11 protein-coding genes and 4 pseudogenes are annotated in these 17736 nt (G+C 40.6%); 6 read left to right on the forward strand and 9 right to left on the reverse strand.

All coding sequences use genetic code 11. The features are described from left to right. Window positions 1-17: 17 nt before the first annotated feature. Window positions 18-2258: pseudogene (locus tag V8V91_RS06980) on the reverse strand (Tex family protein). 170 nt (window positions 2259-2428) lie between these two features. Between V8V91_RS06980 and V8V91_RS06985 the strand changes: the two are divergent. The 6 genes from V8V91_RS06985 to V8V91_RS07010 all read left to right on the forward strand — a co-directional run bounded on the left by V8V91_RS06985 (window position 2429) and on the right by V8V91_RS07010 (window position 8727). After that, entirely contained in the window at window positions 2429-2995 is a 567-nt protein-coding gene (locus tag V8V91_RS06985; RefSeq protein WP_373399450.1) for a TlpA family protein disulfide reductase, read from the forward strand. 87 nt (window positions 2996-3082) lie between these two features. Continuing rightward, window positions 3083-5419, forward strand: coding sequence for a glycoside hydrolase N-terminal domain-containing protein (locus V8V91_RS06990; RefSeq protein WP_373399451.1), 2337 nt, complete (start codon window positions 3083-3085; stop codon window positions 5417-5419). Between the two features lie 161 nt (window positions 5420-5580). After that, the gene (locus V8V91_RS06995) at window positions 5581-6639 is read left to right on the forward strand and encodes a carbon-nitrogen hydrolase (RefSeq protein ID WP_373399452.1); all 1059 of its coding nucleotides are present in this window, start codon (window positions 5581-5583) and stop codon (window positions 6637-6639) included. A gap of 78 nt (window positions 6640-6717) precedes the next feature. Then, complete coding sequence (locus V8V91_RS07000) at window positions 6718-7089, forward strand: hypothetical protein (RefSeq protein WP_373399453.1); 372 nt, start codon at window positions 6718-6720, stop codon at window positions 7087-7089. A 53-nt stretch (window positions 7090-7142) separates the two neighbouring features. Then, window positions 7143-8081: a hypothetical protein gene (locus V8V91_RS07005; protein WP_373399454.1), complete on the forward strand. Its 939-nt coding sequence runs from the start codon at window positions 7143-7145 to the stop codon at window positions 8079-8081. Window positions 8082-8139: 58 nt separating this feature from the next. Next, window positions 8140-8727, forward strand: coding sequence for a hypothetical protein (locus V8V91_RS07010; protein ID WP_373399455.1), 588 nt, complete (start codon window positions 8140-8142; stop codon window positions 8725-8727). A 37-nt stretch (window positions 8728-8764) separates the two neighbouring features. Here the strand turns inward: V8V91_RS07010 and V8V91_RS07015 are convergent. The 8 genes and pseudogenes from V8V91_RS07015 to V8V91_RS07050 all read right to left on the reverse strand — a co-directional run bounded on the left by V8V91_RS07015 (window position 8765) and on the right by V8V91_RS07050 (window position 17729). Then, a pseudogene (locus tag V8V91_RS07015) lies at window positions 8765-10430 on the reverse strand (FAD-dependent oxidoreductase). Window positions 10431-10524: 94 nt separating this feature from the next. Continuing rightward, complete coding sequence (locus V8V91_RS07020; protein WP_373400637.1) at window positions 10525-11319, reverse strand: sulfatase/phosphatase domain-containing protein; 795 nt, start codon at window positions 11317-11319, stop codon at window positions 10525-10527. Then, window positions 11214-12013: pseudogene (locus V8V91_RS07025) on the reverse strand (sulfatase-like hydrolase/transferase). Before V8V91_RS07025 ends, V8V91_RS07020 begins: the two are co-directional and overlap by 106 nt. A 145-nt stretch (window positions 12014-12158) precedes the next feature. Continuing rightward, the gene (locus V8V91_RS07030; protein WP_373399456.1) at window positions 12159-12317 is read right to left on the reverse strand and encodes a hypothetical protein; all 159 of its coding nucleotides are present in this window, start codon (window positions 12315-12317) and stop codon (window positions 12159-12161) included. A 115-nt stretch (window positions 12318-12432) separates the two neighbouring features. Further along, a complete protein-coding gene (locus V8V91_RS07035) occupies window positions 12433-14064 on the reverse strand; it encodes a hypothetical protein (protein WP_373399457.1) in 1632 nt (543 codons plus the stop codon). Window positions 14065-14086: 22 nt separating this feature from the next. After that, window positions 14087-15493: pseudogene (locus V8V91_RS07040) on the reverse strand (family 16 glycoside hydrolase); the annotation flags it as partial. 16 nt (window positions 15494-15509) lie between these two features. Then, window positions 15510-15887, reverse strand: a complete 378-nt coding sequence (locus tag V8V91_RS07045; RefSeq protein ID WP_373399458.1) for a family 16 glycoside hydrolase — start codon at window positions 15885-15887, stop codon at window positions 15510-15512. Between the two features lie 255 nt (window positions 15888-16142). After that, window positions 16143-17729 (reverse strand): RagB/SusD family nutrient uptake outer membrane protein, encoded by a 1587-nt coding sequence (locus V8V91_RS07050; RefSeq protein ID WP_373399459.1) that lies wholly within the window; start codon window positions 17727-17729, stop codon window positions 16143-16145. Between the last annotated feature and the right edge of the window lie 7 nt (window positions 17730-17736).

The following is a 17736-nucleotide window of genomic DNA, read 5'->3' on the forward strand; positions in this document are numbered from 1 at the left end:
TAATCCCGGGGATTTGTTTACTTACCAAACTGCTTTTTCAACATGGCCAATTTTTCTGCCATGGTCCCTTCCTCCTCTTTCCTTTTGGGTTTGTGCTGGGGTTTCTCCATTTTTTTCCTCTTTCTGCGAAAGGATCTGATTTCATGCTTAGCTCAATTCTTTTTCTCGGAATATCCACCTCCATCACGGTCACCATGACCTTCTGATTTACTGTTACGATTTCATTGGGATCTTTCACAAATCGATCTGCCAGATGACTTAGGTGAACCAACCCATCCTGATGAATTCCTACATCCACAAAAGCTCCGAATGCCGTTATATTGGTCACCACACCTGGTAATTTCATCCCAGTCTTCAAATCTCCAATACTATTTACTGATTCCTCAAAGGCAAAGACTTCAAAGGTCTCTCTAGGATCTCTTCCAGGTTTTGCCAATTCATCCAAGATATCTTGAAGAGTAGGTAACCCAACCGTCTCAGACACGTAGTTTTTCAAGATAATTTTGGAACGTAATTCTTCCGAACTCATTAAGTCTGAGACTGAGGCATTGACATCTTGAGCCATTTTTTCTACCAGATCATATCGTTCCGGGTGAACTGCGGATCTATCCAAAGGATGTTTCGCTTCTGAAATTCGAAGGAATCCAGCGGCTTGCTCATACGCTTTATCCCCTAACCTTGGCACTTTTTTCAATTGAGACCGGCTCTTAAACGGACCATTCTCATTCCTGAATTCAATGATATTTTGGGCCAATACAGGTCCTAAACCAGAGACATAGGTCAACAATTGTTTGGAAGCTGTATTCACCTCCACTCCCACTCCATTTACTGCCGACATCACGGTATCATCCAACGCATGTTTGAGGGCATTCTGATCTACATCATGTTGGTATTGTCCAACACCAATGGATTTTGGATCTATTTTCACCAATTCTGCCAATGGATCCATCAACCTCCTACCTATAGAAACAGCTCCTCTTACTGTCAAATCCAAATCCGGAAATTCTTCTCTAGCTACATCTGATGCAGAATAGATAGAAGCTCCAGCTTCATTGACCATGGTAACAATCACTGATTTTGGAAGCCCCAAGCTTTTTACGAAGGTTTCTGTTTCCCTTCCAGCAGTTCCATTTCCGATGGCAATGGCCTGAATGGAATACTTTTCCACCAAACCCTTGATACTCATTCCTGCTTCTGCAGTTCTGCTTTGTGGTTCATGCGGATAAATGGCCTCATAATGCAAAAATTGTCCTTGGGGTCCAAGGCAGACCAATTTACACCCCGTTCTGAATCCAGGATCTATAGCCATGACTGACTTTTGGCCAAGAGGTGCCCCCAATAATAGTTGCTTCAGGTTCTCTGTAAATACTTTGATGGCTTCCTCATCCGCTTTTTCTTGGTCAAAAGTCGGATTTCAGTTTCCATACTTGGCTTCAACAGCCTTTTATAACAATCTTTTATCGCCAGTTTCACCTGGTCCACGGAAGTATTGGCCTCATCGGCCAAAATCATCTTTTCCATTTGGGCTAGGGCCAATGCCTCTTCAGGAACGGCATCCAACATCAGGAATAACTCCTTTTCTCCTCTTCTCATCGCTAACACACGATGGGAAGGAGCGGAATGTATGGGTTCAGACCAATCGAAGTAATCTTTATACTTGATGGCTTCTTGCTCTTTTCCAGGGATCACTTTTGAAGAAAACACACCTTGTTCCAAGAAAAGCTTTCGCATCTTTTGTCTCAACTCAGCATGTTCATTGATCCATTCAGCCATGATATCTCTGGCTCCTTGCAAGGCCTCTTCTACGTTTGTAACTTCCTTTTCTTGGTCCACAAACTTCTCTGCTTCAGATTCGAGTGGGATAGATTCCTGAGAAAAATCAATTCAGCCAATGGTTCCAGTCCCTTTTCCTTAGCAATCGTTGCTTTGGTCCTTCTTTTGGGTTTGTAAGGAAGGTAAATATCTTCCAGCTTGGCCATGGTTTCGGCCTCCTGAACTTTAGACTTTAATTCCGGTGTCAATTTCCCTTGCTCCTCAATGGATTTCAACACTGCCTCTTTCCTCTTATCCAATTCCCTCAATTGTAACACCCTATCTCGGATTCCAGCTACCTGGACTTCATCAAGGGTTCCAGTTGCCTCTTTTCTGTATCGGGAAATAAAGGGCACCGTACCACCTTCATCCAGCAAGCCAATGGTGGCTTTGACTTGTTCTGGTCTGATATTGAGTTCAGCGGCAATTTTAATCTCGTAATTCATATAAAATAGTATGTCAGTCCTAATTTCAAGCCACAAGTTAAGCCGCCTTTTTGAGACAAAAGAAAGATTTGTATCCATTGTCACTAAACGACTGGAAATGTGGAAGTAATTTTGAATAGTAAAATTAACCAAACTACTCATTTCAAATCTCGTATTCCCTAAGCAATGGATTGGAAAAAGAAATAAAAAGTTGGGCTATGATGGGTGCAGTTGTTGCCTTTCTCTATTTTACCGGGTTGCTCCCAGTAATTATTGGAGGACTTCAATCGGTACTCCTATCTACTGGATTAATCAAACCGAATATTGAAGTTCCTGACCTCACCGAGGAAACATTTGATTACCGAGGTCAATTCATGGATTTTGAAGGCAAGAGAATCAATCTGGAAGATTATAAGGGAAAAACGCTATTCATCAACCTTTGGGCTTCTTGGTGTGGCCCATGTCGTGCTGAAATGCCTCATATTTCTGAGCTCTATAAGTCGGTAAGAAATGAGCCTAATCTTGAGTTTTTGATGATTGGAGTGGACAATGATATTGAGAAAAGTAGGAAACTTATTGAAAGTAAATCTTGGAGCTTTCCATCCGCTCATGCTAGTTTTGGCCTAAATCCCAGTTTACAGAGTGAGGCGATACCAACTACCTTAGTGGTCAACCCGGAAGGAAAAATTGTTTTTTACCAACAAGGAATGAGCAATTTTAACACTCCGGAATTTAAAGAGTTTCTAGTTTCACAGTAAAATTTCCTCCAGAAGGATTGATTTTTAATCAAATTATATTGGCGGTAGAATGGGTTTTTTGTAATCTTAAATCCAAACCCAAAATATATGAAACGCCTAGTTACCCTTATTGCCGCATTTTTTTGTTTCCACACCCTAAGCTTTTCCCAAAAATCCATTCTTTGGTATACCCAACCCGCTGAGGTATGGGAAGAAGCTTTACCTGTGGGCAACGGTCGTCTTGGGGCCATGGTATTTGGAAAGCCCTCCATGGAAAGAATCCAACTCAATGAAGATTCAATGTGGCCAGGTTCCCGCGATGATTGGGGATTGGCTGAGGGAAGAAGGAAGGACCTGGATCAAGTAAGAGCCTATTTGTTGGAGGGTGAGAATAATAAGGCGGATTCTTTGTGGGTAGCAGCATTTTCTAGAAAAGGAATTACCAGATCTCACCAAACCTTGGGAGACCTTTGGCTTGATTTTAATTTCGAACAGATCAGCGATTACCAACGAAAACTAGATCTTACTACTGCAACCACCACCACTACTTTTAAAAGTGAAGGATATTATGTCACAGAAGAGGTCATTGCCAGCATGCCTGATGACGCCATCCTTATCCGACTACACACGGATCATCCAGCAGGTTTTACCGGCAAAATCAGGCTAAGCAGGCCTGAGGATGAAGGTTTTCCTACTGCTAAATCAACTTCACTTGCTCCCAATATGCTTGAAATGATTGGAATGGCCACCCAACGAAAAGGGCAAATCGATTCCAAACCGTACCCGATTTTGGAGGGTGTAAAATTCAGAACCTTATTAATGGCGGAATCGGAAGAAGGTAGGATATTAACGGAAAAGGATCACTTAAACCTAAATGGAACCAAGGAGGTGCTCTTGAAACTGGTCACCGTCACAAGTTTTTATAATAAAAATTTTGAGTCTGCTGCAGAAAGAGCTCTGGAGGTCATCAAAGGCAAGTCTTGGAAACAAAGCCTTGCCCAACATGTAGAGGATTACCAAGAATGGTTTGACAATATGGAATTAACCCTGGGCAACAATTCCATCAATGAAATCCCTACGGATGTTCGAATAGAGCGTGTAAAAGCAGGAGCTACTGATCCGTATTTGGAAAAATTACTTTTTGATTATGGGAGGTATTTGCTGATTTCTTCTAGTAGACCAGGCTCTAATCCGGCTAATCTACAAGGAATCTGGAATCAACATATCAATGCACCTTGGAATGCAGATTACCATCTCAACATCAACTTGCAAATGAATTATTGGCCAGCAGATGTCACCAACCTTAGTAAGTTAAACCAGCCACTTTTTGACTTCATCGATGGAGCCATATACAATGGAAGCAAGGTGGCCCAAACCAATTTTGACATGCGAGGCACCTTCTTACCACATGCCACCGATTTATGGCAAGTTCCTTTCATTCGGGCTGCCACTGCTTATTGGGGAGGATGGGTCGGAGCCGGTGGCTGGATGGCAAGACATTATTGGGACCATTATTTATTTACAAGGGATCTTAGATTTTTGGCTGAACGGGCATTTCCTGCCATTTCTGAAGTGGCTGCATTTTATTCAGATTGGCTGGTCAATTATCCAGGGGAAAATACCCTTGTATCTTCTCCCTCCACTTCTCCAGAAAATCAATTCATGAATTCCAAAGGACAATCAGTTGCCACTACCATGGGGGCTGCGATGGATCAGCAAATTATAGCTGATGTATTTACCTCTTTTCTCCAGGCTGCGACGATTTTGAATTCAGAATCACGACTTAGAAATAAAATTGCTGAGCAATTAACGATGCTTCGACCGGGAGTACAGATTGGAGAAGACGGAAGAATTCTGGAATGGGACCAACCCTATGAGGAACCAGAAAAAGGGCATAGACATATGTCACACCTTTATGCATTTCATCCTGGTAATGCCATTACAAAAAGTGATACCCCTGAAGCTTTTGATGCGGTCAGGAAAACCCTGGAGTTTCGCTTGGCTAATGGTGGTGCTGGAACTGGATGGTCCAGAGCATGGTTGATCAATTTTTCTGCACGATTACTGGATGGAGAAATGGCTCATGAACATATTCAGAAATTAATCACCAATTCTCTCTACATCAATCTTTTTGATGGACATCCTCCTTTCCAAATTGACGGAAATTTCGGATATACCGCAGGGGTGGCAGAAATGCTTATTCAATCACATGAAAGCGGTATCATCCGCCTCCTTCCTGCTTTGCCTAAAGCCTGGTCAAATGGGAGTGTAAAAGGTATCAAAGCCCGAGGGAATATTACAGTAGATATGACCTGGGAGAATGGGGAAATCGTGATGCTTTCATTAGTTTCAGGAATCAATCAAACCATCACGATCATCTATAATGGTTCTGAAACTACGGTGATGCTCAAAAAAGGTGAAAAATTTGGGTTTGAAATGGATTGATTCCAATTGAAAATAATTGATTTAAAGTCCCAATTCTAGGGAAATTGCTAAGTTTGATGCTTCCCTTATAAACCTCTAATCAGTGAATGATTAAAAGAAGCTTCAGTTTCCTTACACTACTAATATTTATTTGGCTTATTTGGTCTTATGAAGGAAGAAACTTGCCCTTAGACCCTCCAGAACCCTATATCTCTGTAATTCAGGAAATCAATCCCAATGATTCTTTGGAGCGAAATATAATCGGGATTCAGCCTTACATGGTTCCTTCAGATTACCTTAGCCCTGAACGATTTAAACTGAAAATCAGGCAATATATCCAAGCCGCATCAGCAAAAGGGTTCATTAGAAAAAACACCATTATCCTTTTTCCGGAATACATTGGAACTTGGCTATTTATGATTCGTGAGAAACATGCATTAGCTGAAAAACAGACACTCAAAGAAGCTATATCCACCCTGATCTTTAGCAATGTATTTGACTACTTCCTTGGATACATTAAAACTGGAGATGAAAGTGACAAATCGATTTCTGCGATCCTTCGGATGAAATCAAAACAGATGGCCCAAGTTTATTATGAGACATTCAGTGAACTATCCAAAGAAACTGAAACCCATATTGTAGCGGGATCCATAATCCTCCCAGGCCCTTATGTTTCAGATGAAGGACTGTCGGTTGAAAATCAAAAAGAATTATACAATGTATCATTTGTATTTGGCCCTGATGGAAAAATATTAGGAGCCCCAATTTTTGAAACTTACCCCAATACAGAAGAGTTGAAGTTTATTACAGAACCAGAGTTAAAATCAGTTCAAACTTTTCAATTTCCATTTTCCAAAGCCTCTGTTATTATTTCGGAAGACAGTTGGTACTCTGCACCTTTCAAACAAGTGGATTCTGAATCTCCGGACTTAGTTTTGGTGCCTTCTTATCAACAGGGAGATGGGAGTATGGAAAAACTTTGGAAAGGCTATCATCGAAGACCCAGTCCAGAATTTGTGAATGAATCAGATACCAGTCAATTAACAAACCGGGAAGCGTATTACAAATATGGGTTACCTAGGCACCTCCAAAATTCCAGCCCATCAGTGGGATTGAGTGTATTCTTAAGAGGTGAGTTTTGGGAATTGGGAACGGATGGTCAACCTTTAGCTATAGTCAATGATTCCAGCCTACAAGTGAGCCCAGCAGAAAAAGCTGGGATTTGGTCCCTAAATTATTAAATTCAGGAACTCTCAGACTTCCACTATTTGACTATTTGGGTGTATTCTGAGCTTGGAATTTAATAATTAGTGAAGCCCATGGACACACCGGAGGAAATAAGAACATTCTTAATAGACAGCTTTAAAAAACATGTCCCACCCTTACAAATAAACAAAGATAATCCATCTGTATTTGAAGTAGGTGGAACCAAACCTGTGATGCAAGGAAAGCAAAAAGTAGACGGACACTATGTTGGGAGCGTGGTACTAAAACCAAAGGATGCGAGGCTTTACTTTTTCCCCATTTATACGCACCCTCATGCTTTTCTTTCCATATCACCAGAATTACGAAAATGCCTGCATGGAAAAAGTTGTTTCCATTTCAAAAAAACTTCAATTGAATTGAGGAAAGAAATAGAAAGTATGATTGGACAAGGCGTATCTTTATACATTGAAGCAGGTCTTATCTAACTCTTATGAAAAAGGTCCAATACTTATTTTTATCGTGGTTTTATTTTTTTGAGTTGGGGTGCTCTAACTCCACCCCTACTTCCAACAAATCGGAAGAAGGTGGAATTGAAAATACAATAGAACAAACATCTGAAAACTTCATAGGTGACTTTGTCACTGAAGAATATAAAAACAGAGAAGACGGATACGATTGGACGGTAGTACGAATTCTCCAAAATGAATTGGGTGAATTATCGGCTGAAATAAGCTCTAGATCAGATTTAAAACGTCCCAGCTGTCGTTGGGCAACCCAATTGGACCCACTCGATGAACAAACATTAGTGACTAGCTTTATGGATGAAACCATCCTTTTCAAAATCAAAGGGGATAGCCTTTGGATTGAAGGAGATTCGCCAGAAGCAGATGAGATGCTTCACTTTTTTTGTAATGGAGGTGCTAGTTTAAAGAATATTTACACCAGGATTTATGAACCTTTGGATGAAAGCCAAATCAAAAACTTCACTTTTGACCAAACACTTTCCCTTCAAGGGATTGATTTCGAAATCAAAGCCACAGAACAAAATCCTTATACCATTTTGGAAATCACTCCTCGCGGGTTGGAAATAGACAACAGCAAGGTAAAACACCAAATTGATGGAGGGTATATCAAATCTGAAATTGAGGATTTGAACAGTGATGGATGGCCCGAAGTCCTGGTTTATTTTAATACTTATGGTCTAGAGATGAAGGCTTCTTTAATTGGTTATTCTGTAAATAATGGAAAGTCCATGAGTAGAATAAGTATGCCTGAATTGACAGAAGAACAAAAAGAAGGGTTTAGAGGAATGGATGAATTTGCCATTGTTGAAACCTCTCTGATCAGAAGGTTTCCCACTTATCAATTGGATGGTGAAAACTGGGCTCCTACTGGTAAAACACGGCAAATCCAATACAAGCTCCGAAATGGAGAAGCCTCACGTGAGTTTTACGTGGTGAATGTGTCCGAATATTAAGAGCAAGAGTAAAATGAATAAATAAATCGTAAATTGAAGAAACCCAATTAACCGATCTATGAAAACGTCTTTATTCACCACCTTCCTGCTACTGATCTTTATCAAGGGATTCTCCCAGGAAATTCCTTCCAAAGAAGTCCAAATAAAAACAGCTGTCTTGGCGGCTCCTGAAGAAAAAAGAGCGGAGGCAACTGTCTATGGATACGATTCCAATGGCACTTTTACGGTTTTGAGAAAAGGGAGCAACGAAATGATTTGTATTGCAGACGACCCAAATTCTCCTGGTTTTAGTGTGGCTAGCTACCAAAATGATCTAGAGCCATTTATGGTAAGAGGAAGAGAACTTAAACAGGAAGGAAAATCCTTTCAGGAAATTTTTGACACCAGAGAAGCGGAAGCCAAAAGTGGCAAACTCAAAATGCCAAAAGATGGAGCTACTCTTTACGTTTTGACGGCAGATGAAGAGAATTATTCACCGGCCACAGGAGAAGTCTCGGACACCTATCTTCGTTATGTGGTTTATTTGCCTTGGGCAACTTCCGAATCTACCGGTTTGCCATTAAAACCCAGTGCTCCAGGAATGCCATGGATTATGGATCCAGGAACACATCGTGCGCATATTATGATTACTCCACCGAGAAATTAATTTGCTAGGAAGACATTCCCCATAGAATTTGGTGGGGTTACAACTTTCCTTCCAATTCCAATATTTGCTTCTCATTTAACAGAATCTCTCGGAGCTCTTGATAATCAATGTCTTGAACAGGAAGGTCTGTGTTTATGGCCAAAGCAGCGGCTGCAGCAGCTGATTGTCCTAATATCATAAATACAGGCTCCATTCGGATGGATCCAAAAGCTGTATGGGAGCTAGAAACACAAACAGGCACCAACAGATTGGTGCACTCTGATTTTCGAGGCACCAGGGTTCCGTACGAAATACTATAGGGCTGCTTAGGGTGAACGCCAATATCTCCTTCATTCTGAACATATCCCCGGGGGTCACAAACCTTTGAACATTATGGGAATCCAATGAATAAGAGCCCATTCCAATTGAATTAGGCACCTCTTTGTTACCTAAAACTTCATGTTCGGTCATTACATAATCTCCTAACATCCTTCGAGCCTCACGCACATAAATCTGATGCGGCCAATTTCCATTATCCTGAAATTCGTCCTTGGCCAATCCCCATTGTGCCATTTCATTTCGTACCTCATCTGGAACACTGGGATCATTCGCCAGGAAATACATCAATCCTTTTTGGTAGTCTATATGATCTTTTAATAGGGCCTTTCGCTCTTCATAACTTGCTTCAGGATAGTTATAATTTTTACCGATGTAATCAGTACTGAAAGGACCATGATTATTGGTATCCGTCTTTAAATTAGGAATAGGATCATATTTCTGAAAGGTCTCATCCCAACCTGATTCATAAACTCTCGCCAATAATTCATATCGAGCGGGGTCATAATTTTCTGGCATTTCAAAAGCTACTCGGTTTTCCGGATGGCGGCTTAAACACATTCGATAATTATATGCCTGTAATTTGGAATCACCTTGTCCATTTACACCCGGAGGAGTGTTTGATAGTTCTGGCAACAAACCGCTTGATGGATCACCGGGCACTTGATAAGCACTAATAGAATCTTTGAAGTAATGCCCATGCTGATAGACTCCTACTTGCACTCCATTCCAGGTTTCATCATAAACTTCATTGGATTCCCTACCGATATGATAAGAAACCCCTGAGGCAGCCATTAAATCGCCTTCGTAAGTTGCATCAATAAAAACCTGCCCTTCAAAGATTTTTCCTGAAGGGTTCTTAGGGACTTAATTTCCCCTGCATCCAATACCACTCCCTGATTTCGATCAAGCCATTCATTTCTATATACTTGAATCTGAAATTCATTGACATAGTCTTCAAAAATCTGTTCGGCCACATGGGGTTCAAAAATCCACATTGTTCTCGCATCTCCATCAATCGCTGGGGTTCCCTGCCCTTTATTCCCATACTCCTCACGCGCTTGCCATTTCCAAGCTGAATCTTGCTGGTAATGTGCATAAACCCTACCATAAAAATCTCGGGCCAATCCACCAATCACGGATTTATTACCGGTATCTGTATAACCAAGTCCTCCAGCAGACAACCCTCCCAAATGCTGATCAGGAGAAACCACCAATACCGATTTACCCATTTTCTTAACCTGTACAGCAGCCGTTATCGCAGCAGAGGTTCCTCCATAAATAATGACATCTGCAGCATATACAGTAGAAAGGACCTTTTCCTTTCGCCCTTCAGTACAGGCGAAAAAAACAACGATCAAAAGGATTAGAATGAAGTTTCGAGACATCATAAACAATTAAAAATTAAAACAAGGTCTTGGCGGCAAGTAAAAACTAGCTCCCACCACTCTCAATTTAGCTAATTCTAGATTTGTCTTTGAATTAATCGTTTCTATTGATTTGTAAATAATTCTCCAAACGTGTGCTATCACTTCTACCTCCTGGGTGATCATAGAGGTAGTTCCACATTTCCATGTATCGGTCAGCAGGCAAAAACGCATCATTTGTTTTGGTTAGTTTTGCCTGTAAGATTTGCTCTAATTCCTCCTGCAACTGTTTGAATTCCTCCTTCCCTACCAAATTATTCATTTGATAAGGGTCTTTTTCATTGTCATAAAGTAACCAAGGCCCCAATAGGTCTTTGACATAGGTATATCTTCTGGTTCTAATTCCTCGGTATTCCCGGCCACCATTCATGAATTTCCATTCATGAAACGGTACGGGCAACATGACCAGCGCCGCCTCATTTCCTAAATCCTTTCCCATTCTCAGTTGTTTAGAGAAATTGGTTCCTTCCATGGTATTCGGGATTTCAATTTTGCTCATCCCCAATAGTGTAGGCAACAAATCCGGAGTATTGATAGGGTCATAGATATCCTTCCGGGAATTTCCATACCTATCCGGATATCGTATCAGCAAAGGAACTTTAATAGACTCATCCCAAGGGCGTTGTTTTTTCAACACCCCTTTGGAAAGCAGCATATCTCCATGCTCAGAAGAAAAAACCAAAATGGTGTTATCCTTAAGTCCTGCCTCATCCAGAGCGGAAAGCAAATCTCCTATGGCTTTATCTACCGCGGTGCAATGGGCATAATATCCTGCCAAAACATGCCTGGCACTATCCTGTAATTCCTCTGGCACGTTTGGTCTAAGTTTAATCTGATCTTCCTGATACAATTTCTTAAACTCTTCGGGAGCTGAGAAATAAGGGTCATGAGGCGGACCATAGGATAACATGAGAAAAATGGATGATCCGTATTTTTATTGATGAAACTGATGGCACTATCCGTTTGGGGAAATACATCATATCCTTCCCAAAAGTGCTTTTCATTGTTTTCATCAAAATAAAAACTGTTGTTATAATTGTGGGTCACTTCTCTGACTTTCCAATAATCAAATCCTTGTCTTCTTTCTTTTGGAACTGGCAAATCTCTGGAAGCAAATGAATCCGCTCCTCTTGGATGCCCATTCAAGTGCCATTTACCTATATAGCCTGTATGATATCCCTCTTCTTTGTAAATTTTCCCGGCAGTTAATGCTTCCGTAGGTAAGGGTTTATCATTGTAAAAATCCCATTGGTCAAAGGGTATTGCCCTGTCATAAAACTGGCTCTCCAGGGAGTACATACCGGACTGACGGAAACTGCATTATGAAACACCAAGCTCTCTTCGGCAAGGGCATCCAAATTAGGAGTGATCACATTTTCACTTCCCGCATATCCTAATTCCTGAGCCCTCCATTGATCTGCCAAAATAAATATCACATTGGGTTTCTTGGACTTCTCTTTTGACAGGGAGTCTAAAGTGATGGTTTTAGCATGTAAGGCAAAGGATAAAATCAATCCAAAAATAAGAAGAGATAGACGCATCATTCTGGGCTTTTAAGAGTTTACAAGATGCATATTAGCATTTCATTTTTACCACCTATCCTGCTCTTCCCCATTTTATTAACCAAAAAAACCGAGACTCTATTAGAATCTCGGTTTCCGATTTAAAACTCAATTATTTCTACCATTATTATTTTAAGGAATTAATCCATCTAGCAATCTTCAAGGCATCCTCCCTTTTCACTTGAGGCATTGGAGCCATTGGAGTTGCATATCCAGGCCAGTTTTCAGGTTTTGGATTATAGATTAATTCAACGATTTGTTCTGGGGTATACCCTCTTTCTGCCACATCTTTAAAAGCAGGACCAACTACTTTTTATCTGCAGCATGACAAGCCGTACAGGTATTTTTTGCCAATAACGTCTTGATTTCAGCCTCAGAAGGAATCGCTTCTGCTGCAGCCACTACTTTAGCAGGAGCTGGAGTTGCTTTTTTGGAGCTGCCTTCTCTTCTACTACTGGAACAGGCTTAGGCTTGATGGCCATTTTAGTGCCATCCGGAATATTATTTAAGGTATAATAAGCATCTGGGTGAATCAATTCATGCGAATCACTTGCTTCTCTTATGCCTGGCAAACTGATTTTATGAACGTGATATTGCTTCATATCCTTTACTGCAATTCTCACTTTCATTCCATCTTCAGACACTTCAACACCCAAGATCTCATGCTCCATGTTTCTTACCGGAGGACTTCCGTAGACTGGATGGTATTTATAGGTATAGCTGCTTACTTCATAAGAACTTAAGTCTTCAGCAGACTCCTTATTTACCGGTTTGGTAAATTCGATTTCAAAACCATCTACTTTTGCTTTGACTGTTCTCATTTCAAATGGAAGCTCTCTATTCCATACCAATCGCTGCAACCCTTCATTGGCATCACCGGCCGACCCCCATCCTCTGTTGGTCTCACCTACGAATAAGGATTGATCATCCGCAAAAGCCATTCTTAAAACTCCAGACTGGAATCCATTTCTAAAATCAATGGAAGCACCTTGGTACTCTCCTTTTACTTTCTCCAGCACTACCCTCATGATCTTACTTTGACCTTGATCACCTACCAGTAATTGACCTGCAAATGGACCATAGAAGCCCTCAGGTATAAGAATTGGTTCTGAAGTGGAAATTCCATGAACTCCATAAGGGAACCACACCGCTGGAAGCTTGATTGCCGGCAAGGATTTCTTTGCTTCGTATAAGGTCACAAAGTTGTCATCCACCACATTTTCAGGCTTGATATATCTTCCATTTTCATCCTTCACTTTTTGAGGATCCACTACTTTATCAAATTCTTCTGAAGTAATAGCTATAGGAGAATTTGGCAACCCAGACCATCTTAAACCTGCTGGGTGTCCTGAGAAATCACCTTTCTCCAAATGCCACAAGCCCCCAGACCCTTGGTAATCCCCTTGGTTTTCAGTATAGAACACATCCCCATTCAAGACGTTTACACCCGCAGGAGATCTCATTCCTGTAGCATATGGTTCGATCGTTCCATCTCTATGAACTTTCAAAGTCCATCCACGGTATGGAACCCGGCTTTCACCTCTCCACCATTCCTGATCTCCAAAAGCCACATTGGTAGTGACTATAAAAGAACCATCAGCAGCTACTTTTGGCCCAAAGCTATATTCGTGGTAATGGGCTGATAATGGCCAGGCTGCTACGGTTTCGTATACATCCGCTTTATCATCTCCGTTGGTATCTACCATTTTGGTCAACTCACCACGCTGAACTGCGTAGAATGCCCCGTCCTCATAATGTAAACCTAGGGCTTCATGTAAGCCTGAAGCAAATTTTCTGAAATACGGTCTGGAAGAAGTAGGATTTTCTACCACAAATACATCTCCTCTTCTGGTAGACACCCCTAAATTACCATTTGGCAACATGGTCAAGCCACCCACTTCCAAAAGCAAACCTTCTGGTGCCGGTACTCTTGTTATCTTAAAATAATCTTCCTCTTTTGGCGATTCCTGAGCAAAAGTGGTGTTAATACACGCCACACTCATTGCGGCCAAGATCCATCTTTTTAAATTCATCTTTTTCATCTTTTGGCCTGATTTAGAATAAAATAACATAGCTCAAATTTGAATTTAGAGGAAGAAAAACACCTTCTCCTTCTTCTGAACTACCTAGTTGAGGTGTTACCCCATCTGTAAGTACTTCTAAGTATGCTCCAGTATCTTCAATTAGATATAGGGTCTTGGATACTTTCTTCAAAGAGCTACCGGGAAGCACCTTGATCATATAAGATCCTGCTCCAGACAATTGGATTGTTCTGGTGATTCCTTTACCTGAAGACATCAATTGAATATGGTCTTTCATTTCTCCTCCATTGGAGGTTTTGGCAGTGAAGATCATATCTCCAGTACCCAATACCTGATACCCCATACTTTTCAATTCTTCTTCAGGTTTTGTGAAGGAATTGGTTAGCAATAACGGGGTACCCAAGCTCAATTCCACAGTAGTACCTAAGGGTCTAGAAACGCCATTCCCTCTACTATGCCACATGGGAGTAGCATCTAAAAATTCCCCTCTCCATACTCGAATAAGTTGATTGCTTTCTAAGTCGTAGGTAAAGTGGGTACCGTACTCAGAAGACACAGAAACAGCATGGGATAATTTCGTTCTGTTTGGAAGCTCTACGAAGCTTCTCAATACCGGGGTTTCTTCTGTTTTTACCCAAATAGGATCCACAGAATTATTATAAGCAAGCGCAGGTTCACTCAAAACTACTGGCCACATACCTTCCGCATTTGCGGTTAGGTTGAACCCTTGAGCGGTCCAATCTCTTGGCTTGGAAACCCATAGGGTATAAGGTACAATTCCTGCAGATAACGCTTTCTCTACACGAACTCTTCCTTGCTTTAATTCTACGGATGCGGAATTGTCCCCAATTACCAAAGCTCCAAGACCTCTAGGAACCTCTAAATCCAAGGTATAATTACCTGCCTCTTTGATAGCTAATGTTCCTTCAAATTTCGTCAAACTTGAACCAGTAACACCAGTTTTAAATTCGTCGAATGATTTCACACTTCCAGCATTCGCAGATTTCAAACTGGAGGTTGAAGGAAGTTCATTATAAACACCCGGGAAAACCGAATAATTGATGGTTTTAATTTCTGGGGAAGACATATCCAACCTTTTTACTTCAAGGGATTGGATGGCTACAGCCCCATGATCTCCCTGGATTCTAATTGGACCTTCTGCAACTTCTCCTCCTGCTAATGCACCTCTGGTTGGCCCAAAGAGCTCTAGGTTTTCATGAATGGTCACTCCATTTAGTCGAATGTATCTGAATTTGGCATTTTGGATTTTCTCTCCATTGGCAGAAAACTTCGGAGCTTCAAAACCTACTTCTAAGGTTTGCCAAACTCCTGGAGCCTTACTTACATTTTGTCTAGGAGCATATCCTTGATAACCTTTTTGGCCATCTGGTTTTGAATCGTCCCATCGCTCATATACTCCACCGTTACTTCCAGCCTTAGGACTTTTTTAGCCAGCTATCCAATAATTGGATTTCATACTGACCCTGAAGGTAAAGTCCTGAATTAGAACCTTCGGCCATCATATAAACTAATTTCAGTTCTACATCTCCAAATTTCTCCGAAGAAATGATGTCTGCGCCTGGTTTTTTCTTAGTAGGTGCGTTAAACAGAATTGTTCCTTCTCCTTCAGAGATCAATTGATGACTGTTTGGAGCAAGGTCAGACCAAACACTTCCAACTTCTGACCAACTTCCCTTATTGTTAGTAAAGGAATCCAAGGTGAGTTTGGATACAGTTTGCGCCTGTGCTGTTACAACTGGAGCTGAAATAGTCAAAGCTATTCCTAACCCAAGTAATCTGGGATTCAAAAGCATAGGTTAATAAAATTGATTGAAATGTTATATTCTCAGGAACTTACTTGCTTAGCATTTTGACAAATGGACTATTAAGTCTAAAAAAGCTTTATCCTTGAATTTTTCAACACGAAAGATACGGGATCAATTTCTCTGAATCGAATGAATTCAAAAGAAATTTACCTTTTTACTTCGTCTTAAATATTGGAAACAAAGCATTTATTTATTCAAAAAAGATTCACCTGGGCAATTTTTAAAACTGCCCAGGTGAATAAATTAATTAGCGTATCCAGGATTTTGAGTTAATGATGGATTTCTTTGTAACTCTTGTTCGGGTAATGGGAATAACATATTCGCTTCTCGGATAGGTCCGTTGAAAAAGTTGGAAGACCCAACTGCATCAATAAAATCGATGTTTCCAGAACCATCATTTGAAGGGCTTGGCATTTTTCTAGTTCTCATCACATCAAACCAAATCGGAAATTCAAATACAAGTTCGCGAACTCTTTCTTTCCAAACTTCCTCAACAAACTGTTCTGTAGACAAGCTTGCCAATTGATTTCTAATCTCTGAAGGATCCGTATTCCAATACGCTCTTTCTCTAATTTGAGCTAAGTAGTCAACTGCTTCTGCTGTTACACCCTCAGACTTCGCAATAGATTCAGCAGCAATCAACAATACATCAGCATAAGAGTAAATTACTTTATCTTTACTAGATAGCGCTGTAGAACTTGCAGCTTCTTCATCGACCCACATATAAGGTGAGGTAGCAAACTCTATCTCCTCTCCATCAATTGTAATTGATGAATGGAAATATTGTTTCTCCTGAACTCTAAGGTCGTTTTTATGATCATAGGAATTCAACAATGGTGGAGTGGGACCATAAGCATTATTGGTAATCGCATAAGCCAATTCTGGAGCTATGGTAACTGGATAACAAATCGCAGGATACCCATTATTTGCAATTGTTTCATCAAACTCATAATAATAGATATACTCCTCTGGAATTGAAACACTGGATTTCAGTTTGTTATATGCAGAACCATTTGGTACAATTTCACCATCTTCTGATAATGAGTGTTGAGCCAATGAATAAATTCCGGAATTAATAATTTCTCTGGCAGTAGCGGCAGATTCTGCATAATTGTCTTCTCCTATAGCAGCACCACTCATTGTTAAGTAAACTTCTGCAAGAACTGTTTGCGCTACAGTGGTTGAAATTCGTCCTGAATTATTTGACATAGATTGGTTTGACAACCCTCCTCCTTGGATCGCCGAATTTAAATCATCTACAATTAAATCATAAATCTGGGCTGCAGGAGTTCTTTCCACAAAAAGATTCTCAAGACTTTCATAAGGTTCTGTGATCAAAGGAACATCCCCAAACATCCTTACCAAATAATAATAATTCAAAGCCCTGAAGAACTTTGCTTCAGCCATGTATCTCTCAGCATCTGCTGAAGACAACCCAGGGGTGGTAGGGATATACTTTATCGCATTATTAGCTCTAGATATTCCATTATAAATATCTGACCACATAGAATTGAAATAATCAGACAAATTCAGTCCATCGAAAGTCATGGTCTGCCCTCTTTGGACATGGAATTCCTGTCCTTTATAATCGTTATCCACGAATCCAGAAAGATATGGACCAAACATTATTCTTGCTCCAGAATAAACTCCTGTTTCATACATCTGCATAGCACCTCTTCTATAAAGGGCATTCACAGCATCTCTTGCATGTTCAGGTCTACTAAAATATTGATTAGAAGCTACTTCGTCCTTTGGCTTTTCTTCCAAGAAACCCTCACAAGAAGCCGTGAAAATCAATAGTCCAATAAATAATATATGTATCTTTTTCATTAGAAGT

This window comes from Algoriphagus halophilus, from assembly GCF_041729275.1.
GTDB lineage: Bacteria > Bacteroidota > Bacteroidia > Cytophagales > Cyclobacteriaceae > Algoriphagus > Algoriphagus halophilus_A.